The organism is Sphingomonas sp. Leaf28 (assembly GCF_001421685.1).
GTDB classification, from domain to species: Bacteria; Pseudomonadota; Alphaproteobacteria; order Sphingomonadales; family Sphingomonadaceae; genus Sphingomonas; species Sphingomonas aurantiaca.
Map to the genome: position 1 here is coordinate 882,565 of NZ_LMKX01000007.1, position 20,407 is coordinate 902,971.

The following is a 20,407-nucleotide window of genomic DNA, read 5'->3' on the forward strand; positions in this document are numbered from 1 at the left end:
TCACCCCAGCGTACGGCGGTAGAACCCCAGCGTCATCGCCATCGCCTGGAGGAACAGCGCGGGATCGTAACGCGGTCCCTCATCGCGCAGGAACGCATGCTGCGCGTTCAGCTCATGCCATTCATACGACGCGCCGATCTCCTCCAGCCGCGTCCGGATCACGGCGCGCCCGGCATAGGGAACGTGCGGATCCTGCCGCCCCCAGACGAACAGCGTTTCGGCCTTGAGCTCGGCCATCCGCGCCAGGCTGTCGTCCGACCGCCCTTCCCCGAGCGTGCCCGAATGGATGTCGGTCGGGTAGAAGCAGGCGGCGGCCGACACGCGCGGATCGAGGCCTGCGCGATAGGCCAGATGGCCGCCAAGGCACACGCCGAACGTCCCCAGCCTGCCGTTGCACGCGGGGTGATCGAGCAACGCGGTCAGCCCGGCCTGCGCATCGGCATCATAGGCGGCGACGGGCTTGGCGATCTTCAGCGCATTGCCGCGATCGGTACCGGCCTGGTCGTAGTTGAGGACCGTGCCCGCGGGCTCATACTCATGATAGACCTCGGGCACCGCGACGACATAGCCATTCCCCGCGATCATCGCCGCCAGCCGGCGGATCGGCGCGGTGACCTGATAGATCTCCGAAAAAAGCAGGATGCCCGGAAAGCGTCCTTCGACCGCGGGACGGAACAGGTGGATGTGCATCGCGCCGCCGTGCGGGACGTCGACATCGAGCGTCTCATCGCTGTGCAAGATCATGTGCGCGTCTCCACGAAGATGCCCGATCAGGGGCTTTGGAGCCGCGTCCGTATCAGGCCTGTCCGCGCGTCGCTACGCGGATCGGGGTCACGCCGTCGCGGAAACCTCGGTGATCAGAACGGACGCGACGTCGCTGTCGTGCAACGCCGTCGTCAACGCGTGCCGAAGTCGCGCGGCGTCCACCGGCATCTGGGTCGAGACGTGCAGCCGCGAGAATTCGATCGCTTCGCCGACCGAGATCGCGCGAAGCTCGGGAAGCCTCTGCGTCAGGCGCGCGAGCGCGGCTTCGTTCGGGGCGGTCAGCGCGAACGTCACGCGCAGCGCGCCGTCGAGGCGATCCGACGAGACGATCGGCACGACGAGCGGCTTCATGGCGAGGATCTGCGGCGGCTCGTGCGCCGTTTCGGTACTGGCTCCGGCGGGTTCGGCGATCCCTGCGATCAGCGACAACAGCAGGACCAGCTTCAGGGGCATGGTGGCGATGGGACGGACTCCGGCAACGGGCCGCATCTCGTCGCCGGCCCTATCCATTATAGACGATAGAGTCTTCGGGAGGGCTCGCGCTGTCACTCGCTGCAGCACGTCCTGACCGCCTTGATCGACGGGGCGCCGCGCGCAAGCTCGTTCAGCCGGGTCAGCGTCGTCTGATGCGCGCTGCAGATCTGCGCACCCACGACGAACTCCTGGAGGTCGTCGGCCAGTTCAAGGCAGATCGCGAGCTGCGCTTCGATCGCCCGAAGCGACTCTGCATGGTTGGAGAGAACGGTCATGCGACAGGCCCTTTTTCAAGGTGTTGACTATCTTAGGCCTTATAGCGGCTCGCCGGTGCGGATCGCCAGCGACGCGCAGAACCACGTGCTTCTACGGATAGCGGGCAGCGTGCGGCGCCGCGGGTCAGGCCAGCCCGCGCGCGCCCTTCCTCTATAAAGAAGGAGATCGACCAAATCCCGGGAACGCCATGAGCAGAGACCAGAGACCGGCCCGCACCGTGATGATCGCGCCCGACGCATCGAGCGCGCCACCCCAGCGCCGCGCGCACGATACCGCCGCAGCTACTGGTGATCCCGGCGCGCCCACCGCCACCGCGCCGGTACAGTCGCGTACGCTGCTGCTGTCCGGGCTGTTCCTGTTCGCGTGCGTCGCCGGGGCCGCGGGGGTCGCACTGACGCCGTGGCTGCTGGCGGGACGGTGAGCGTGCGGTTCGCGTCGATCGTCGCGCTGATGCTCGCATCGGCCTCGGCGCCTGTTCCGTCCCCGAGCTCTGCGACGGGTACCAAAACACCAGCACCAGTTCCGGGCGAGACGCCGGCTGCCGCAACCGATGCCACAAACGCGGGCGGATCGGCATCCGACGCCGCCCCGCAGTCGGCTGCCAGACCAGCGCTGCCGCCGTTCGCGCCGCGTCTTTCCGAACTGCCGCTGCTGACCAGGCCGCAGGGCTGGCAAAGCGCGGGTCGCCCCGGTTGGGAGGGCCTGATCGTCGCGAGCCCGGCAAATCGGCAGGCGGCGCGATGGGCCTATGCGAACGCGCAGATCGCGCAGGGCCGCGCGCAGGAGGCGATCGGTGCGCTCGACGTCATGCGGCAGGACGAACCCGACCTGATGCTGGTGCCGGCGTTCCGGCTTGCGCTTGGCACGACTTTGGCGATGCTCGATCGCGCGACGCTCGCCATCGACGCGCTGACGAACGATGCGCTGACTGATAATCCGGAAGCATGTGCGTGGCGGATGCTGGCATTCGCGCGCGGCGGGCTGCCCGGGCCGGCGCTGGGTCAGGTCAATTGCGCGGTGCCGGCGCTCAACGCCCGAGCCGCGGCGACCCGCGCGCCGTTCCTGCTCGCCGCGGCGCGCGCCGCCGCCGATCTCGGCAAACCCGCGATGACGATACAGTTGCTGGAGACACTCCCCGACCGGGACCCCCCCGCAAACCTGTTGCGCGGCCGTGCGACCGTCGCGCTGGGCGACGAACCCGGCGGGCGGTTGCGGCTGGGACGGGCGCGCGAGAGCGGCGACTATGGCCAACGGATCGATGCCGATCTCAGCCTGGTCGAACTCGCCGCGCGCAAGGGCGGCCTGAGCGGCGCGGACACGGCGACGCTGCGCCGCATCCGCTTCGACTGGCGCGGCGACGATATCGAGGTGCGCGCGCTTCGCCTGAGCATCGACGCCGCCCGCCGCGCGCACGACCTGGCGGGGACGCTCGAAGCCGGCGCGACTCTGTTCCGCTACTTCAGCGGGGGCGCGGATCGGACCGCGCTGATCACCGAGCTTCAGGCGACGCTCGCGCAACTGCTGGCGCCGGACAGTCCGTTGCCGCTCGACCGGATCGCCGGGCTCTATTGGGAGTATCGCGATCTGGCCCCCGCCGCCGCCGCGGGCGACCTGCTGGTCTCGCAGTTGGCGGATCGGTTGCAGGCGGCGGGGTTGTACGAGCGCGCGGGCGAGCTGCTCGATCACCAGCTGCGCGTGCGCACCCGCGATCTGGCGCAGGGGCCGCTGTCGGCGCGCGTCGCGTCGCTCTTCATCCTCGCCGCGCAACCCGCGCGCGCGCTGTCGGCGATCCGCGATACCGACACCTATGCCTATCCCGACGAGATGCTGGGGGACCGGCACCGTGTCGAAGCGGTCGCGCTCGACCAGCTCGGCCGGACGACCGAGGCAATGGCGGTGCTCCAGACCGTACCCGACGCGGCCACGATCCGGGCCGAGATCGCGTGGAAACATCACGACTGGAAGACGGTAGCCGCCGATGCTCCCCCCTCGCTCACGGGCGGCACGCGAATGAACTCGGTGATGCAGGCGCGACTGCTCCGCTATGCCACTGCACTGGCAATGCTGGGGCGTGAGGGCGATCTGGCGCAGTTGCGCGCGCGCTATGCCGGCGCCTTCACCGGACTGCCGACCGCCGCGGCATTCTCGGCGCTGACGGACAAAGTCGGGGCGGTCGATCCGGCAGCACTGAGCGCCGCAATGGCTGCGATCCCGTCCGCCAGCCCGGCCGGGGGGATCGCGGACCTGATCGATGCCGCGCCCGAGATCGTCAGTCAGGGCTGACACCCCAAGATCGTCAGTCGGGACTGACCGACCGCCGCCGCGTCACTGGCCGGCGCTACGCTCCGATCGAACAAGCCGCGGCACCGGTCTCGCCGCACCGCTGCGTGCCGCGCGCTCGATCGCACACGCGTAGAGCGCGCCGCCGCTGCCGCTCGCAAGCCACGCCAGCAGCGCGGTCATCGGCATCGCGCGCGCGAACAGATAGCCCTGCGCGATCGAGTATCCCAGGCGGCGGACCTCGCCAAGCTGCTGCTCGGTTTCGATGCCCTCGATGATGCAGGCGAGGTGAAGCGTGGTGCACAGGCCGAGAATGGCCCCCATGATCTTGCTGCCGGGGTCATCGTCCAGTCGCGCGATGAAGCTCCGATCGACCTTGACCTTGTCCAGCGGGAGGCGGTGGAGCGAACTCAGGCTCGAATAGCCGGTACCGAAATCGTCGAGCGCGATCTGGATTCCCAGCGCGCGCAGTCGACCGATGGCGACAATCGCCGAATCGAAATCGCGCATCAGCGCGGTCTCGGTCAACTCGAAGGTGATGCGGGCGGGATCGGCGCCCTGCTGCGCGATCGCCTCGATCAGCTGGTCGACGGTCTTCGCCGAAACGATGTCGTGCGCCGAGAGATTGAACGAGAGCCCGATGGTCTTGGGCAGCACCGCGAGGTTGGTCAGCGTCTTGCGGAACAGCATGATCGTGATCTGGTTGATCAGGCCGATGCGCTCGGCGGTCGCGATGAACCGCTCGGGCGCGATCGCTCCGACCAGCGGGCTCGTCCAGCGCCCCAGCGCCTCGACCCCCAGGATCGTCATCGTGTCGATGCACATCAGCGGCTGGAACACGACATTGAGTTCGGCCTGGAGATCGGCCGACTGGAGCGCCGCCTCGACCGCGCGATCGGAGCGGATCCGCATTTCCTGCTCCGCCGAGAACAGGGCGCAGCCGCCGCGCCGCGTCGATTTGACGTTGTAGAGCGCGTAGTCGGATCGGTCGAACAGCGCGTTCGCGGTCTTGCCCGCATCGGGGAAGATCGCCACCCCGCCCGAACAACCAATCGTGAGGCGCTGCTCGTTGATGTAGAAGGGCTGCGACAAGAGCTCGCATATCCGCTGCCCGGTCGCCTGCACGTCGTCGATGTCGGTCTGGACGATCAGTCCGAACTCGTCGCCGCCGAGCCGCGCGACGATCAGGTCGTCATCCGCGACGTCCGCAAGCCGACTCCCGACCTCGACGAGCAGCCGGTCACCGACGATATGGCCATAGGTGTCGTTGATCGGCTTGAACCCGTCCAGATCGAACACGCCGATCGCGAACCGCTCGCCGCTTTCCGTGTGCTCGCGCAGGATGTCGTCGAGGCGGGAGAAGAAGAAGCGGCGGTTGGGCAGTCCGGTCAGCGCGTCGGTCAGCGCGAGACGGGCATTGTCCAGCCCCAGCCGCTCGGTCTCGAACTGTTGCGCGGCGAGGATCGCCTGCGAGCGGATCAGCGTGGCAAATCCGTCGAAGCTGTTGAGCAGGACCTGGATCATGACCGCGGAGACGAGCGCGACGTTCAGCGCGATCCCGATCAGGACGGCGTTGCCGATATACAGGTAATAGACGAGCACCGACGTCATCACGAGGCCGTTGACCATCAACGCGATCTGCGGGACGTACACCAGGCAGAAGATGCAGCCGATCACCGTGACCGCGGTGAATACGGCGATATGCGCGCGCTCGAGCGGTCCGCCATATTGGTCGAGCAGCGCCGCCCAACCCAGGAAGATCATCGCCGCCGACGCCGCCAGGATCATCGTCCCGCGCAGCGCGCTCTCCGCGCGTTCGACCGTGATGGTGCTCGCCCGCTCCGCAAACATCAGCCAGAAGATCAAGCGCCCAACGCAATAACCAACCAACACCCCCGCCGCCCCGACCGTCAGCCAGACCGGCGCATAGGCATAGTGCGTATAGGATACCGCGAGCGTGTTGATGATGAGCAGGGCGTACAGCATCGGATTCTGGCGGCGCAGCTCGCCATATTGTGCGATGACGATGCCCGGATCGGGCTCCAGATTCAGCAATGCCGTGAAACGCTGAAACATTCGTTTTTCCTGTCTGCCCTGTCTCTGGACGGGGTGTGCCGGTACTGCGCTTGCCGCCGATCGGAGGCGCCTCGTCGATCGTGGAGCGCCTGGCGACTTGCTCCGCGTCTTTCCTTTCCGGGCAGGAAGATCCGCCCGATGCCCCCAGGGCCTGTCGTGCACCATTCCCTTCGAGAATCCGGACAGCGCATTCAGGATGTAATTGCAGGACCGCACCAACCTTGAACGGATAGTCGGCTGCGCGAACAGGTGGCGCGCGCGGCCGAGGAACGGATCAAGGCCAATGCGCGCGCGCGCCAGCAGGAGGCGGCAGCCGCCGCCACGGCCACCGCCTCTGCCGCGCCGGGCGACAAGACCACCGCGCAAAATGCGCAATTTGACGATCTCGCGCGCATCTATCAGGCGATGAAGCCCGCCAGGGCCGCCTTGGTGCTCGAACAGCTCGACATGGACGTGCAGATGCAGGTCGCGCAGCGGATGCGCCAGCGATCGACCGCGATGATCCTTGCGGCGATGAGCCCGGCGGGGGCGGCCGATCTGAGCATGTCGCTGGCGCGCAAGACGCCCAGGCGGCGGGTCGTGCCGCCGATCCCCAAGCCCGCCGCCGCCGTTCCTGTCGCGGCCCCTATCCCCGGCCCCGCGATGCAGACGGCGGGGCGTTAGGTCGGGAAGATCGCCGCGATGATCGCGTGGACCTGTGCCGGGTCGAGATCGTCGAGCGCGACCGCGATATCGGGCGTGACGCTGTACCCCATCGTCGCGCCCGAGCGATCGCAGGCGACGGTCAGCAGCCGATAGCCGTCATCGACGCGGATCGCGGCGAGGCCGCCGACGACGGGCGGGCGGTCGGGATCGACGACGACGGTCGCACTCGCAGGCAGCCCTGCACCGAGCGTCGCGCGGCAGACGCGCAAACCGAACGCGCGCGGTCCTGCGAGCCCCGGCGCGTCGATCGCCGCGTCGACGCTGGTTCCGGCGATCAGCCCGCCCGGCAACGCCGTGCCGTAAACCGGGAGCGTGCGCACGGCGGCTGCCGTCCCGGCCGCAGCGGCGGGGCGCGCGGGCCGCTTCGCCTTCGCCGCGGTGGTGCTGGTGCGCTTGCGGGGGCGTTCGGGCGGGGATTCGAGTTCCTGCATCAGCGCCGCGTTGCGCTCGCGTGTGCGGGCGATACGGATCTGCGGATCGACGATGCGTCCGACCTGACCATCGAGTTCGCCGCGCCGGTAGAGGCCGTCAATATGCTTGCGCAACGCCGCCTCGTCGGCGACGTCGAACAAGCGGCACAGCGCCGCGACGGTCGCCGCATTCCAGCGATCGAGCGTCTTGTGCGCATTTTCCAACCGCGACAGGATCACCGGCGGCAGACCGTATTCGGTGTCGAGCACCGAGATCGTCAGCGCGCGATCGTTACCGCGCAGCATCCGCAGCGCGGCAGCGAGCATGACCGCGACACGCTCTTCGTCGATTGCCACGGGGCGTCCGTCCTGGAACGGTTGCGCCCAGACCGCGATGTCGAAACCGGGCGCCTCGACATCGACCAGCAACGCCGCCGGCGTGGTGTCGAGCGCGGCGGCGATCGTCCGCACTTCGTCTGCGCGCGCGACCACTTCGCCACGCTCGATCTTTGAGAGGCGGATATAGGGGATGTCGGGCAGGCGATCGCTCAGCGCCATCAGCTTCGGCAAGCCGTTGGCGCGGCGCAGTTCACGGATCCGGTTGGGAAAGATCACGGCGCGAAACGGATCCAGGACGATCGCCGCCGCTGCGCGCGGTGCGACCTGGTCCGGCATGATCGGTGTCTTGTTGGTGCGGGTACGAGCCATTCGATCCTTCGCGATGCCAGGCGGTGATGCGCATGCCCGCTATCCCCGCATGCCCGCGCCATATAGGATCAATGGCGGTTAAACAATAATAGTCCATTAAGCGTATTCTGATCGTCGGGCGCGGTCAGGCGGGCCCAGCGGCTGGTCGGCGCGAACGGCAGCAGCGTGGTCACCGCGCAGGCGCCACCGAGCTGCCAGCCGAGCCAGCCGGCGCTGCCCGGCGATGGATGATCGGGCGAGAACGCGACGCCGTGACCATCGGTGACGATCCCGATCGAGGGCGGCCGGGCATTGGCCGGCCAGCGCGGCAGCAGCCCGGCCAGCAGCAGTCGCCCCGACTGTTCGAGCGCAGTCAGCGCCGGAGTGTCCGAGCCCCCCCTAATCGCCAGCGGACGCCAGGGCGCCGATACCGGTGTTCGCCCGTCCCAGCAGGCGAGGTCGATCCGGCCCGGGTCCGCGCCGGGGGGCGTCGTCGCGCTCAACGTCAACAGCGTCGAACCGCTCGACGACAATACCGGTCCTGCATGCGCGGCAATGGCACGCGCCATGTCGACCAGCGTTGCGGTCTCGCCCGGCAGCTCCACGGGCCAAGTCGGGGGTTTATGGTCGCGAACCGGCATCACGGGTGAAAGTGAGGGAGGAAGTCCATGCACATATCATAGCGCCGGGCGCAGGCGGCGCGGGCAAATCCTCCGCGTTTCGGGGGACGACCGCGGGATCCCCCTCGCCTTGCGCGCCTTGGCCCGATCGCCATCAGTGGCGGGTTCGGTTGCCCGGCGCTTGGGCCGCGAGCGTCGCGGTCGCCACCGAGAGCGTCTCGGGCAGGAGGGCCGGATCGCCGGCGCTCCGCGGCGTGCCGCCGAGCCCCTGCCGGTCGGGCGCGATCGCGACGACGCGCGAGAGCGTGTTGTGAAGCTGGCCCAACGCAGGGAGGATCGCGCTGGGCAACTCAACCGGCGTCGCGGTCGCGGGCGACAGCGGCTTGGCAGAAGCGGGGCGCTTGGGCTTGCGATACTCGGCCATCATCGCAAACCGGGGATCGCTGCCGGCCAGTTCGGCGAGTGAGCGCGTGGCGCGCTTCGTGATCTGGCGGACGCGCTCCTTGGTGACCCCGGTCTCGGCGGCAGCGGCATCGCGGTCGCCGGCATCGAACACGCGCAGTTCGACGATCTGCTTGTCGCGGACGAGCCGTTCCTCGAGCTTGGCGAGCTCGATCGGGCAGAGTCCGTGCGTGCGCGGGCGACGCAGCATCGCGGTGCGGTGATCGATCGGCTCGGGGCGTGCGGTCCGCTTCGGCCGGGGACGCTTGCGCAACACCTCGATCGCCGCGGCACGCTCGCCTTCGACATAGGCGTCGACCAGCGTGCGCGTGGCGGCGTGAGCGAGATAATCCGACGCGGCCGACTCGGTCCGGGCCAGCGCGCCCTCGTCCTCGAGGATCGATTCCAGCGTCGCTTCCTCGCCATCGGCGCTCGAGGTGACCGCATGGAGCGACACCGTCGTCGCATCGACCTTCTTCGCCGAGGGGCGCTGGTCGGTCATCAGGCGGAAGCGCAGGCTCTGCAGCTCGCCGCGAATCTGCCAGTTCACGAAGGTGGTGAATTGCGTCTTGGCCGGATCATAGCCCTGGAGCGCGCGGTGGACCGCGATCGCGCAGCACTGCTCCGCGTCTTCCCAATGCGAAACCAGCCCGTATTGGCGGATGAAATGGCGGATGCGCGGCGCGATGAGCTTCAGGATCGCAGTGAACGCCTTGTCGATATTCGCGCGCTGGCGTGCGGCGGACAGCCCCTCCGTGTTCGGCAGCTGGGCGAGAACGGCGGCGACGGCGGCCTCCAATGCGATCGTGGTCTTCGACATACAAATCCCCTAGATGCTGGGGCTGTCCGACATCCGGTCGCTCGCCCCTTGCGCTCTTTTGGGGTATTTTTCGTAAAAGTTTCTAACCAGTCCTATATGTAGGACTACCTATAGATCCAATATTGTTGGAACTATCCGCCGGAGCGGTCAGACCGCGAATCGGGTCGGCGTGACGTGCCGGTCGATATAGTCGAGCAACCAGGACCGGTGCGCGCTCGCGGCGTCGCCGACGCTGGCGATACGCCGGCTGGCCGCCGCGCTGCCCACCTGCGCGTGCAGCAAGAGCTTGGCCCTGCCGCTGCCCAGGCCACCCTTGAGGAACCGTACCGCATCGGCCGTGCCGAGATGGTGGCCGAGATACGCCGCGCGCGCGACCGTGGTAATATCTTCGCCGATCGCGATCCCCGCCTTCTTGAGCAGCGTCACGCTGCGATGCGCATAATCCGCGGTGGCGTTGATCGCGGTCGCGGCATCGTAGCGCAGCGCCAGCAGCGCCGAGCGCGCACCCGGAAGGACACGGCCGTCGCTGGACAGCCACCCCTGCCCCATCGCGATACCGTGCAGCCATGTGCCCGCGCGTTCCGCCTCGCCCTGCCAGGTCGCGCCGAGAAACTGGCCGAGCCCTGCGGCGCTGGACCGGGGATTGCGGGAATTGGTCTTCCAGCTGCCGTCGCAGCCCTTGGCGGCCTCGGCGTCGACGATCGCGGCGAGCGCGGCCGCGGGGATGCCGGTCCGCCGCGCAGCCGCCTCCAGTGCGCCGCCGAACCGGCCATTGGGTCCCAGACCGCCAAGCCTGCCCGGTTCGGTCGCGCCGACCACGCACGGCGCCGCCGCGGCCGTGCTGTCATCGACAGCGGAAGGCGGGGCGGATGGCGCGCTGCTGCGGGGGACCAGTAGCGACATTAAGGAATCGATGTCGAAGCCGGCCGGCTCGGCCGTGCGCGGTCCGGTAATGCTCGCCTGCCGGTTGCCGGCGTCCCCCATGTCACCGCCGAGCGCCGCGCGCCACAGCCGGTTTGCGACGTCGCCATGCGCCTCGGCATAGATCATCGCGGCCTTTTCGCTGGGCGCCAGCCGCGCCAGATCTGCCGAGACGATCATCCGTACCGCTCCTTGCCAATGGCGCGCGAGCGACGCGCGGCCTGGATCGACCGCGCGAAGCCGGCCGCGGCGAAATCGTCCATCTGGCTCTGTTCGGCGATCGCCGCGGCGCGGGCGACGTCCTCGCGATGCCGCAGCGCCGCGCCCTCGATCGCGCGCAGCGCGCCATAGGCTTCCGCCGCCTGCGCGCGCAGCGCGGCGAGCCGGCCGTCGCGCGCGCTGCGTTCGCGGCCGAGCGCGTCGCGTTGCGCGCGCATCCGCCCGGCAAAGGCATGCGCGGAGAGCAGCGGATCGCTGCCGGCGAGCGACATTTCCTGCTTCACCGACCGGTCGATCGTATCGCGGTGCCGGTCGAGGACGATGATCTGGTTGACCTCGACACTGATCGACAGGCGCACATCGTCCATCTCGCGCATCCGCAGCCGCAGCGCCGCGTCATAGGGGGTGATCATGCCGCATCCTCCAGGACCGCTTCCTCGGAATCTTCCAATATTCTGCCGAGCGCCGCGAAGCTGTCGGCAATGTCGCCGCGATCGCGCTTGGTCTGCATCAGCAACGCCTCGACCCGCGGCGCGAGGCGGATCGCAGCGTCGACCTCGGGATTGGCGCCGGTCTTGTACGCGCCGAGACGAACGATCTCCTCCATGTCGCCATAGGTCGACAGCAGCGCGCGCGTGGCCAGCCGGAGCGCGTTCTGATCCGCGGTCAGCGCGTGCGGCAACGTCCGCGAAACCGATTTGAGGATGTCGATCGCAGGGTAGCGGCCGCGCTCGGCGATGCGCCGCGTGATGACGATATGCCCGTCGAGGATGCCGCGGACCGCGTCGGCAACGGGCTCGTTATGATCGTCGCCATCGACCAGCACGGTGAACAACCCGGTGATCGACCCCTGCCCCGGCCGCCCCGGCCCCGCGCGTTCGAGCAGCCGCGGAAGCTCGGCGAACACCGTCGGGGTATACAAGAGCGCGGACGCACAGTTCCGATCGCTGGTTTCGGGCAGCAAGAGCGCGGCGACCTATTCGGCGGGCGGAGTCACCGCGGTCACGCACGCGCTCGTCTCCAAACAGGGCGTTCTGACCGCATCGGGTAGCACGACCGACCTCGGCATCGACGGCGCGGGCTTCTTCGTCACCCGCGACGGCCCGGACGCGGACGCGAACGTCGCCTATACCCGCGCAGGGTCCTTCACGCCCGACAAGACCGGGTATCTGAAGAACGCCAGCGGCTATTTCCTGCAGGGCTGGCCGCTCGACGCGCAGGGCGGCTACGCACACCGTGACGCTGGCGTTTCTCAAGACCGGGCCCAACGCCTGGGTCGGCGAAATCTACGCGACGCCCGCCTCCGACGTGACGGCCACTGGCGGCTTGCTCGCGAGCGGCGCGGTCGCGTTCAACGGCGACGGCAGCCTCGATCTGGCAGCGTCCGATCCGGGGATGTTCGCAGCGCTCACGCCGACCTGGACCAACGGCGCGGGCACCGGGCCGATCACGATCGGGCTCGGCACCAATGGCGGGCTCGACGGGCTCACCCAGTTCGGCGGTACCTCGTCGCTGATCTCGTCGACCGTCGATGGCGGGCTGCTGGGCAGCGTCGCCTCGGTCAAGATCTCGGATGCTGGCATCGTCAGTGCGGTGTTCGAGGATGGCACGACGCGCGCGGTCTATCAGCTGCCGCTCGCGAACTTCCAGAACCCCGACGCGCTCACCCGCCTGCCTGGCAACGCCTATGCCGTCTCGGACGATTCCGGCGGCGTCGCGATCAACGCGCCGGGTTCGCTTGGCGCCGGGATGATCTCGGCCAAGACACTCGAAGCCTCGACGGTCGATCTCGCGCAGGAATTCACCAACATGATCCGCTTCCAGCGCGCCTACAGCGCCTCGTCGAAGATCGTCACCACGGTCGACGAGATGCTGCAGGAAATGAACGCGCTCAAGCGGTGATCGGATCGTGTGACGATCGGGTGGGCGTTCCAGCCCACCCGGCCCTGCCTCGCACGCGGGGCAAAACCGGTGGGGAAACGCCCATGTCCCGCGTCGCCACGATCCCGCTCCAGCGCAGCATGTCGGTCGCGATCCAGCGCGCGCAACAGCTGCTCGCCACCACGCAGCAGCAGCTGGCGACGGGCAAGAAGGCGCCCGACTATGCCTCGCTCGGCACCGAGGCGGTTCGCACGCTGTCGACGCATTCGCTGATGGCGCAGCAGGACGCCTATGTCGCGGTCGCGACGCGCGTCGCCACCACGCTGTCGCTGAACGATGCGCACATGGCCACCATCGACAGCGCTGCGAGTACGCTGAAGCAGGAGCTGATGACCGCGGTCGGCACCGGCCGCGCGGCGGGTTTGAGCGACAGCATCACCGCGGCGTTCGGTCAGTTCCGTGCAGCGCTTAACGCGAGCGACGGCGGCGGATCGCTGTTCGGCGGATCGCAGAGCGACAGCGCGCCGTTCGTGCCCGAGACGCTCGCCGGCACGATCGGCGTCCCCGCCAGCGCCGCCTTCGCCAATGACGGGGTGAAGGCGACGGTGCGCGCCGCGGACGGGCTCGACGTCGAATATGGCGTGACCGCGAGCGATATCGGATCGGGGCTGTACGCGGCGTTCCAGACGCTGGCGGGCGCAGGCGCGATCGGCGACCCGCCAACCGCCGCGCAGCTCGGCATCCTGGCCACCGCGGCGGGGCAGATCGATACCGGACTGGAGAGCCTGCGCACCGTCAATGCCGAGAATGGCCGCAAACAGGCGCAGACCGAGACGCTGTCGGTGCGCGCGGGCGATCGCAGCACCTTGTTGCAGGGGATCATCCAGGACAATGAGGATGCCGATCTGGGCCAGGTGGCGATCGACCTCGCGCAGCAAAAGACGATGCTGCAGGCGAGCTATTCGGTGTTCGCGCAACTCTCCGGGCTCAGCCTGTCCAGCTATCTGCGCTAGCCGCCCGACGGTGGCTGCGCTTGCTTTCCTTGCGGGTTCTTCGCACAGCGCAGCCCTGAGATGCTGTCAGTCAACACCCGCCACTCACGCGCACCGAGCAGCGCTTGGCCGCTGGTCGGCCTGCTGAGCCTGTTGGCGGGGTGCGCGACGCTGCCGCCGCCGGTGATGAATCAGGGCCCGGTCAAGGCCGTCAAACCGATCATCGTTTCTGCCGACGGGGCCAGGGCCAGCACGACGTTCGACGTGCTCACCTTCAACATCGAGGGGCTTGGCTGGCCCGCCCGACGCGGGCGCGGGCCCTCGCTCGAGCGGATCGGTGCGGTGCTGCGCGGCATGGCGGCGCGCGGCGAAGCGCCCGACGTGATCATGGTGCAGGAGATGTTCAGCCCGGCCGCGGTCCGCGCGGTAACCGGGTGGGACTATCCGAACATGGTATCGGGGCCGTCGCGGACGCAGCGAAAGGACCTTGTCGGCAGCAGCCGGATGCCCGGGCCGTACAAATGGAAGAAAGGCGAACTGGGCCTGCATATCGCGGGGTCGGGGCTGGCGATCGTCAGCGCGTTTCCGATCCTCGAGATGCAGTCCGAGCCGTTTGGGCGGCGGCGATGCGCGGGGCTGGACTGCCTGAGCAACAAGGGCATGCTCTATGCGCGGATCGCGATCCCCGGCGTTCCCGGCACGATCAACCTGTTCAACACGCACCTCAATTCGCAACGCGCGTCGCGCGTGTCGCCGCAGCGGCACGCGCGCGCGCACCGGCTGCAGGTCGAGGAGCTGGGCAATTTCATCACCGCGGTCGGCAGTCCGGACGTTCCGACGGTACTTGGCGGCGATTTCAACATGCGCCGCTCGGCGATCCGGTTCGAGCGGTTCCGCAACGTCACCGAACCCTTCGAGATCGTCCACGAATGGTGCGTCGACCAGCCGCTGCGATGCGATACGCGGATCTCGTGGGACGGCGACGAACCGTGGATGGATACGCAGGACCTCCAGCTGTTCGAGAGCGGCGCCGACGTGCAGATCGCTCCGATCCGTGTCGAGGCGCTGTTCGACGGATCCGCCGGCAGCCCGAAACTGTCCGATCACGACGCATTTCGGGTCACGTACCGCGTGAGTTGGAACCGGCAAGGACAGGGCCGCCCCGCTACCGCGAAACGGCCCCCATCCTAGACGCTTGTAACGTGGCCTTCTTCCCGCCGCGCAAAGCGTGCCGCCAACGCGGTGATCGCGGGTAGCACGAGCAACGTCAGGATCGTCGAGGTGATCAGCCCGCCGATCACGACGGTGGCAAGCGGGCGCTGCACCTCCGCCCCGGTGCCGGTCGCCAGCGCCATCGGCACGAAGCCCAGGCTGGCGACGAGCGCGGTCATCAGCACCGGGCGGACCCGCTCCATCGCGCCGCCGACGATCGCCGCATCGTCGCCTTCGCCCTCTTCGCGGCGTTTGCGGATCGCGCTCATCATCACCAGCCCGTTGAGCACCGCGACGCCCGACAGCGCGATGAACCCGACCGCCGCGGTGATCGAGAACGGGATCCCGCGCAACGCCAGCGCGAACACGCCGCCCGCCAGCGCCATCGGCACCGCGCTGAACACGATCGCTGCCGGCACGAACCCGCCGAGCGCCATGTAGAGCAACGCATAGATCAGCGCGAAGCAGATCGGCACGACGATCGCCAGCCTGAGCCGCGCCGATTGCAGGCTCTCGAACGTGCCGCCCCACTGCGTGTACATGCCGGGCGGCAGCGCGATTTTAGCGATCCGCGCTTGCGCCTCGGTCACGAACCCGCCGAGATCGCGGCCGCGCACGTTCGCCTGGACGACGACCATCCGCTTGCCGTCCTCGCGGCTGATCTGGTTCAGCCCCTCGGTATAGCGGAACCGCGCGACCTCCCGCAGCGGGATCGAGCGCGCGGACTGCCCATCGCCCGCGGGCAGCATCACCGGGATCGATCCCAGCGTCTCGATATCGTCGCGCTGCGCATCGGGCAGGCGAACGACGACGTCGAAGCGCCGGTCGCCCTCGAACAGCACCCCCGCCTCGCGCCCGCCGAGCGCCGCCGCGACGGTGTTCGCGACCTCCTCGACCGACAGGCCGTACCGCCCGACCGCCTGGCGATCGACCTGGATGTCGAACGTCGGCGCGCCGTCGGTCTGCTCGGCCTGCACGTCGGCTGCGCCCGGAATCGTCCGCAGCGCCGCGGCGATCTTCGCGCCCTGCTCGGTCATCGCCTCCAGATCGTCGCCATACAGCTTGATCGCGACGTCCGAGCGCACGCCCGCGATCAGCTCGTTGAAGCGCATCTGGATCGGCATCTGGATCTCGGTCCGGTTGCCGATCAGCGGCTTCATCTTCGCCTCGATCCGCGCGAGGATGTCGGCCTTGCTCGTCACGCCCTCGGGCCACTGGCTTTCGGGCTTGGGGATGACATAGGTGTCGGACGCGTTGGGCGGCATCGGATCGGTGCCGAGATCGGCATTGCCATTCTTCGAGAAGACGAGCGCCACCTCCGGCAGCGATTTCAGCGCATCCTCGATCCGGAGCTGCATCTGCGTCGACTGATCGATCGAGGCGGAGGGCACGCGAAAGTTGGTGACGGTGATGTCCTTCTCGTCGAGCTGCGGCATGAATTCCTCGCCGAGCATCCCGAACATCAGCACCGCGGCGGCGAACACGCCGACGCCGCCGAGCACGAACGGCAGCGGCCGCGCGACCGCCTTTTCGAGCAGCGGCGCGTATCTCGCCTTGAACCAGCGGATCGGCCCGACCTCGGTTTCGCTGACCTTGCCCGTCACCAGCAGCGCGATCATCGCGGGCACGAACGTCAGCGACAGCACGAACGCCGACGCCAGCGCGACCATCAGCGTGATCGCCATCGGCGCGAACGTCTTGCCCTCGACACCCTGGAAGGTGAGCAGCGGCACGAACACGAGGAAGATGATCGCCTGGCCATAGACGGTCGGCTTCACCATCTCCTGCGCGGCGAGCGTCGTTTCCGCCATCCGCTCGGACCGGGTGAGCAGCCTCCCCTCATGCTCCTGCCGTTCGGCGAGCCGGCGCAGCGCGTTCTCGACGATGATCACCGCGCCATCGACGATCAGCCCGAAATCGAGCGCGCCCAGACTCATCAGATTGCCCGACACGCCGAGGCCGTTCATCCCCGCCGCGGTCATCAACATCGTGATCGGGATGACCGCCGCGGTGATCAGCGCCGCACGGACGTTGCCGAGCAGCACGAAGAGGATGACGATGACGAGCAGCGCGCCCTCGATCAGGTTCTTCTCGACCGTCGCGATTGTCGCGTTGACCAGTTTCGACCGGTTATAGACCGGCTGCGCGGTGACGTCGGGCGGCAGCACGCGGTTGATCGCGGCCAGCTTGTCTGCGACACGAGTCGCGACGACGCGGCTGTTCTCGCCGGTAAGCATCAGGATCGTCGAGATGACCGCTTCGGAGCCCATCAGGCTGCCAGAGCCGGTGCGCACCGCGCCGCCGATCACGACCTGCCCGACGTCGCGCACGCGCACCGGATTGCCTCCACGCGCCGCGACCACCGCGTCCTCGATATCCGCGATAGACTTCAGCCGCGCATCGGCGCGCACGAGGAAGCTTTCGCCCGCGCGCCGGATATAGTTCGATCCCGCCGACACGTTTGCGCGTTCCAGTGCGTCGGCGAGAGCGGTGACCGACAGGCCATAGGTCGACAGCGCGTTGAGATTGGGCTCGACGACATATTGCTTCACATAGCCGCCGTTCGAGTCGACGCCCGCGACACCGGCCACGCCGCGCATCTGCGGCCGGATGATCCAGTCCTGCACCGTGCGCAGATACGCCGCCTTTTCGAGCTCCGTGGTCAGCCGCTCGCCCTCGGGGGTCAGGTATGCGCCGTCGGGCTGCCAGCCGGGTTTGCCCGCACGGTGCTCGTCCCCCTTGCCGTCGGGATGGTTGTACGCGACCGAATACATGAAGATCTCGCCGAGCCCGGTGGCGAGCGGGCTGAGCCGCGGCTGGATGTTGGCGGGCAGGCTGTCGCGCGCCTGCGCCAGTCGCTCGGTCACCTGCGCGCGCGCGAAATAGATGTCGGTCGCATCGGTGAAGACCGCGGTGATCTGGCTGAAGCCATTGCGGCTGATCGAGCGCGTCATCTCGAGCCCGGGTATCCCCGCCAGCGCGGTTTCGACCGGAAACGTGACCTGCTTTTCGATGTCGACGGGCCCGAGCGTGGGCGCGAACGTGCTGATCTGGACCTGTCGGTTGGTGACGTCGGGCACCGCGTCGATCGGCAGCTTCGTGATCTGCCACGCGCCGAACGCGGTGACGAGCAGCGTGAGGAACGCGACGAGCCATCGCCCGCGTACCGACAGGCTGAGGATGCGCGCGATCATTCCTCGCCTCCCGCATTCTTGCCGAGTTCGGCCTTCAACAGGAACGCGTTGGCGGTCGCGATCGGCGTGCCCGCCGCGAGCCCCGACACGATCGCGACGAGGCCGCCGCTGCGCGCGCCGACCTGCACCGTCCGCGCCTTGAAGCCGGTCGGGGTCCTGACGAACACCACCGTCCGGTTGCCGATCGTCTGCACCGCATCCTGCGGCACCATCACGCCACCGCGGACCGCGCCGCCGCTCGCGAAGATGCGCGCCTGGACGAGCTGTCCCGGCACCAGGGTCGAACCTCCGGCACTGGGGACAATGACGACCGTGGCGGAGCGCGTTTCGGGATCGACCACGCCGGTGTCCGAACGGACCCGCCCGGCGATCATCCGCCCGTCGTTGGTGGTGAGCTCCACCCGGTCGCCCGCGCGCACGCGGCTCGCATCGGCGGGGGGGACGTTGGCGGTGATCTGCAGACGGCGCGGATCGGCGACGCGGAACAGCTCGGTCTCGGCCGCGACATACTGGCCGAGGCTGGCGGGGGCGGCGGTGATCCGGCCCACGATCGGGCTGGCCACCGCGACCGACCGGCCATCGCCGGTGATGCGGGCCGCCCCCGCCGCCGCGCTCGCCCGCTGCGAATCCGCCTGCGCGACCGCCAGATTGGCCTGCGCGGACTCGTAATCCGCCCGCGGGCTGACGCCCTGCGCGAGCAACGAGTGTTCGCGCGCCATCTGGCGCCCGGCGAGCGTCACGCGCACCGCGGCGGCGCTGCGATCGGCGGCGATCGACGAGGCCTCGCGGCTTTCGACCAGCGCGATCGTCTCGCCCGCGCGGACTGGATCGCCGATCCGCTTGAGGATCCGGGTGACCGTGCCCGCCGCGCGCGCGGTCAGCACCGCTTCGGCATCGGGCGTCGCCGCGACGGTGGCCGAGGCGGGGATCGCCGCATCGAGTTCACCCGACGCCGCCGGCGCGACCCCGATTTCGGAGATGCGGATGGCCTCAGCGGAGAGCGGCACGGCGTCATCGGACGCCGGTGCAGCGGCTTCGGTCGGGGCGGCAACGACGGGCACGGCGCTCGGCGCAGTGAGGCGCGCGATGCCGAACCCCAGCCCGGCGGCGGCGATGAGCGCGACGGCAGTGCCGGCATAGAGACGGTTCTTGGTCATGGGAGCATGTCTCCGGTAATGGTGCGGCCCGACAGGCGGGCAAAGCCGGCGCGCGCGTCGAGGCGGGCAGCGGCGGCGTCGAGGATGACTCCGCGCGCCACGCCCAGCCCGTGGCGCGCGGCAAGCAGTTCGATCAGCGGCGATTTGCCCGCTTCATAGGCGATCCGCGCGAGCCGATACGTCTCCTCCGCGGTCGCGAGACCATGCTCGGCGGCGGCGGCGCGCAGGTCGGCGGACTCGATCAGCGCCTGCGCCGAACTGGCCGCCGCGCGCGCTTCCAGCCTGACGACCGCCGCGCGCGCCTCGGCCCCGCGCAACTCGGCTTCGGCGGCGGCGATGTTGCCGCGGTTGCGATCGAAGATGGCGAGCGGCAACGAAACGCCCGCGATCAGCGCGGTCGCATTGTCCGCCTCGAGCCGCCGGACGCCGACCTGCGCGGTTATGTCCGGGATTGCCCGCTTGCGCTCGACGACGATCCGCCGTTCGACTGCATCGCGTTCGGCCTGCGCCGCACGCACCGCCACGCTGGCAAGCGGATCGATCGGGCCGGTCGCAGGTCGTGCCGCCAGCCGATCGAGCAGCGATTCCGAGAGGCTCGTATAGGGTGTCTCGACACCGGCGAGCGCAGACAGCGCCGCAAACGCGACGGTGCGCCCGGCTCTCGCCGCCTCCAGCGCGGATTGCAGCGTGTTCAGCTCGGTTTCGGCCTGAAGCTCGCGCAGCCGCGCCTCCTTGCCCGCACCGACCAGCGCGCGCGCGACCTTCAGGTCGGCAGTGGCCTCCTCGACCTCGTCCTGGGCCAGCGCGATCCGGCGATCGGCGATCTCCGCCCCGGCATAGGCGCGCGCCAACTCGTATGCATAGGTGACGCGTCCCTCGGCACCGCGGGCGCGCGCCGCGGCGATCCCCGCGCGGCCGGCTTCGATCCGTGAGGCACGCTTGCCGCCCAGTTCGAACGGGTGGTTATATTGCAGCGTCGTCTCGGTCCGTCCGAACCCGCCATAAGGCGACGAGCCCCCGAAATTCTCGCCATAGACGCTGATCGTCGGGTTGGGCCGCGCGCGCGCCTGGTCTGCGAGCCCCTCGGCCTGCGCCACGCCCGCATCGAGGATCGCGACGCGCGGCGACGCTTCGGTCTGCCGCAACAACGCGGCGAAGGGCGGCGCGGGATCCGCGGCTGCGATCCCTGCCCCCATAACGCCCACGACGCTTAGCGCCGCGAACGCACCGGCACGCGCACGCAGGCGCCACCGGCCAATATTGCCGTTCATTTCTGT

At 68.9% G+C, this 20,407-nt stretch carries 17 protein-coding genes and 2 pseudogenes; 6 read left to right on the plus strand and 13 right to left on the minus strand.

All coding sequences use genetic code 11. From position 1 onward, the window contains the following. The 3 genes from ASE79_RS10320 to ASE79_RS10330 all read right to left on the minus strand — a co-directional run bounded on the left by ASE79_RS10320 (window position 1) and on the right by ASE79_RS10330 (window position 1,514). Window positions 1–744 carry a dienelactone hydrolase family protein gene (locus ASE79_RS10320; protein ID WP_056415572.1) on the minus strand — a complete coding sequence of 248 codons (744 nt, stop codon included), beginning with the start codon at window positions 742–744 and terminating at the stop codon, window positions 1–3. A gap of 87 nt (window positions 745–831) precedes the next feature. After that, window positions 832–1,218, minus strand: a complete 387-nt coding sequence (locus ASE79_RS10325) for a hypothetical protein (protein ID WP_162237035.1) — start codon at window positions 1,216–1,218, stop codon at window positions 832–834. 92 nt (window positions 1,219–1,310) lie between these two features. Continuing rightward, window positions 1,311–1,514: a hypothetical protein gene (locus ASE79_RS10330; RefSeq protein ID WP_056415578.1), complete on the minus strand. Its 204-nt coding sequence runs from the start codon at window positions 1,512–1,514 to the stop codon at window positions 1,311–1,313. Between the two features lie 188 nt (window positions 1,515–1,702). Between ASE79_RS10330 and ASE79_RS10335 the strand changes: the two genes are divergently transcribed. Next, window positions 1,703–1,936, plus strand: coding sequence for a hypothetical protein (locus tag ASE79_RS10335; RefSeq protein ID WP_156359645.1), 234 nt, complete (start codon window positions 1,703–1,705; stop codon window positions 1,934–1,936). Continuing rightward, entirely contained in the window at window positions 1,933–3,798 is a 1,866-nt protein-coding gene (locus tag ASE79_RS10340) for a hypothetical protein (protein ID WP_235516851.1), read from the plus strand. The genes ASE79_RS10335 and ASE79_RS10340 overlap by 4 nt, the downstream gene beginning before the upstream one ends. 42 nt (window positions 3,799–3,840) lie before the next feature. Here the strand turns inward: ASE79_RS10340 and ASE79_RS10345 are convergent, their stop codons facing one another. After that, a complete protein-coding gene (locus ASE79_RS10345; RefSeq protein WP_082445222.1) occupies window positions 3,841–5,871 on the minus strand; it encodes a putative bifunctional diguanylate cyclase/phosphodiesterase in 2,031 nt (676 codons plus the stop codon). A gap of 249 nt (window positions 5,872–6,120) precedes the next feature. Here ASE79_RS10345 and ASE79_RS10350 point away from each other — a divergent pair, with 249 nt between their 5' ends. Beyond that, complete coding sequence (locus tag ASE79_RS10350) at window positions 6,121–6,534, plus strand: MotE family protein (protein ID WP_056415584.1); 414 nt, start codon at window positions 6,121–6,123, stop codon at window positions 6,532–6,534. On the opposite strand, the gene ASE79_RS10355 is transcribed toward ASE79_RS10350, so the two are convergent. The 6 genes and pseudogenes from ASE79_RS10355 to ASE79_RS10380 form a co-directional block, all read right to left on the minus strand. Further along, window positions 6,531–7,694, minus strand: coding sequence for a helix-turn-helix domain-containing protein (locus tag ASE79_RS10355; RefSeq protein WP_235516852.1), 1,164 nt, complete (start codon window positions 7,692–7,694; stop codon window positions 6,531–6,533). The two genes, ASE79_RS10350 and ASE79_RS10355, sit on opposite strands and share 4 nt — an antisense overlap. Window positions 7,695–7,762: 68 nt before the next feature. Further along, window positions 7,763–8,278: a hypothetical protein gene (locus ASE79_RS10360; RefSeq protein WP_056415587.1), complete on the minus strand. Its 516-nt coding sequence runs from the start codon at window positions 8,276–8,278 to the stop codon at window positions 7,763–7,765. Between the two features lie 169 nt (window positions 8,279–8,447). Next, window positions 8,448–9,554 (minus strand): RNA polymerase subunit sigma-70, encoded by a 1,107-nt coding sequence (locus ASE79_RS10365; RefSeq protein WP_056415589.1) that lies wholly within the window; start codon window positions 9,552–9,554, stop codon window positions 8,448–8,450. A gap of 147 nt (window positions 9,555–9,701) precedes the next feature. Beyond that, complete coding sequence (locus ASE79_RS10370) at window positions 9,702–10,655, minus strand: hypothetical protein (protein WP_056415591.1); 954 nt, start codon at window positions 10,653–10,655, stop codon at window positions 9,702–9,704. Beyond that, entirely contained in the window at window positions 10,652–11,107 is a 456-nt protein-coding gene (locus ASE79_RS10375; RefSeq protein ID WP_056415594.1) for a hypothetical protein, read from the minus strand. Before ASE79_RS10375 ends, ASE79_RS10370 begins: the two co-directional genes overlap by 4 nt. Then, window positions 11,104–11,613, minus strand: a pseudogene (locus ASE79_RS10380) (flagellum-specific ATP synthase FliI); the annotation flags it as partial. The pseudogene ASE79_RS10380 and the gene ASE79_RS10375, both read right to left, overlap by 4 nt. Between ASE79_RS10380 and ASE79_RS10385 the strand changes: the two are divergent. The 3 genes and pseudogenes from ASE79_RS10385 to ASE79_RS10395 all read left to right on the plus strand — a co-directional run bounded on the left by ASE79_RS10385 (window position 11,534) and on the right by ASE79_RS10395 (window position 14,758). After that, window positions 11,534–12,596, plus strand: a pseudogene (locus ASE79_RS10385) (flagellar hook protein FlgE). The pseudogenes ASE79_RS10380 and ASE79_RS10385 overlap by 80 nt on opposite strands. Before the next feature lie 83 nt (window positions 12,597–12,679). Then, window positions 12,680–13,588 carry a flagellin gene (locus ASE79_RS10390; protein ID WP_056415597.1) on the plus strand — a complete coding sequence of 303 codons (909 nt, stop codon included), beginning with the start codon at window positions 12,680–12,682 and terminating at the stop codon, window positions 13,586–13,588. Between the two features lie 60 nt (window positions 13,589–13,648). After that, window positions 13,649–14,758 carry an endonuclease/exonuclease/phosphatase family protein gene (locus tag ASE79_RS10395; RefSeq protein WP_082445223.1) on the plus strand — a complete coding sequence of 370 codons (1,110 nt, stop codon included), beginning with the start codon at window positions 13,649–13,651 and terminating at the stop codon, window positions 14,756–14,758. On the opposite strand, the gene ASE79_RS10400 is transcribed toward ASE79_RS10395, so the two are convergent. From ASE79_RS10400 to ASE79_RS10410, 3 genes are read right to left on the minus strand one after another with little or no spacing between them, the layout of a single operon-like run. Continuing rightward, window positions 14,755–17,973, minus strand: a complete 3,219-nt coding sequence (locus tag ASE79_RS10400) for an efflux RND transporter permease subunit (protein ID WP_056415600.1) — start codon at window positions 17,971–17,973, stop codon at window positions 14,755–14,757. The two genes, ASE79_RS10395 and ASE79_RS10400, sit on opposite strands and share 4 nt — an antisense overlap. Beyond that, window positions 17,970–19,130: an efflux RND transporter periplasmic adaptor subunit gene (locus ASE79_RS10405; RefSeq protein ID WP_056415603.1), complete on the minus strand. Its 1,161-nt coding sequence runs from the start codon at window positions 19,128–19,130 to the stop codon at window positions 17,970–17,972. The genes ASE79_RS10400 and ASE79_RS10405 overlap by 4 nt, the downstream gene beginning before the upstream one ends. Further along, window positions 19,127–20,401 carry a TolC family protein gene (locus ASE79_RS10410; RefSeq protein WP_056415606.1) on the minus strand — a complete coding sequence of 425 codons (1,275 nt, stop codon included), beginning with the start codon at window positions 20,399–20,401 and terminating at the stop codon, window positions 19,127–19,129. Before ASE79_RS10410 ends, ASE79_RS10405 begins: the two co-directional genes overlap by 4 nt. Window positions 20,402–20,407 lie beyond the last annotated feature (6 nt).

Bases quoted from the DNA above. Each gene is read 5' to 3' on its own strand.
- ASE79_RS10330 (WP_056415578.1), bottom strand. From the start codon at position 1,514: ATGACCGTTCTCTCCAACCATGCAGAGTCGCTTCGGGCGATCGAAGCG.
- ASE79_RS10375 (WP_056415594.1), bottom strand. From the start codon at position 11,107: ATGATCACCCCCTATGACGCGGCGCTGCGGCTGCGGATGCGCGAGATG.
- ASE79_RS10400 (WP_056415600.1), bottom strand. From the start codon at position 17,973: ATGATCGCGCGCATCCTCAGCCTGTCGGTACGCGGGCGATGGCTCGTC.
- ASE79_RS10335 (WP_156359645.1), top strand. From the start codon at position 1,703: ATGAGCAGAGACCAGAGACCGGCCCGCACCGTGATGATCGCGCCCGAC.
- ASE79_RS10410 (WP_056415606.1), bottom strand. From the start codon at position 20,401: ATGAACGGCAATATTGGCCGGTGGCGCCTGCGTGCGCGTGCCGGTGCG.
- ASE79_RS10395 (WP_082445223.1), top strand. From the start codon at position 13,649: ATGCTGTCAGTCAACACCCGCCACTCACGCGCACCGAGCAGCGCTTGG.
- ASE79_RS10370 (WP_056415591.1), bottom strand. From the start codon at position 10,655: ATGATCGTCTCGGCAGATCTGGCGCGGCTGGCGCCCAGCGAAAAGGCC.
- ASE79_RS10365 (WP_056415589.1), bottom strand. From the start codon at position 9,554: ATGTCGAAGACCACGATCGCATTGGAGGCCGCCGTCGCCGCCGTTCTC.
- ASE79_RS10355 (WP_235516852.1), bottom strand. From the start codon at position 7,694: ATGGCTCGTACCCGCACCAACAAGACACCGATCATGCCGGACCAGGTC.
- ASE79_RS10390 (WP_056415597.1), top strand. From the start codon at position 12,680: ATGTCCCGCGTCGCCACGATCCCGCTCCAGCGCAGCATGTCGGTCGCG.
- ASE79_RS10405 (WP_056415603.1), bottom strand. From the start codon at position 19,130: ATGACCAAGAACCGTCTCTATGCCGGCACTGCCGTCGCGCTCATCGCC.
- ASE79_RS10325 (WP_162237035.1), bottom strand. From the start codon at position 1,218: ATGCCCCTGAAGCTGGTCCTGCTGTTGTCGCTGATCGCAGGGATCGCC.
- ASE79_RS10345 (WP_082445222.1), bottom strand. From the start codon at position 5,871: ATGTTTCAGCGTTTCACGGCATTGCTGAATCTGGAGCCCGATCCGGGC.
- ASE79_RS10320 (WP_056415572.1), bottom strand. From the start codon at position 744: ATGATCTTGCACAGCGATGAGACGCTCGATGTCGACGTCCCGCACGGC.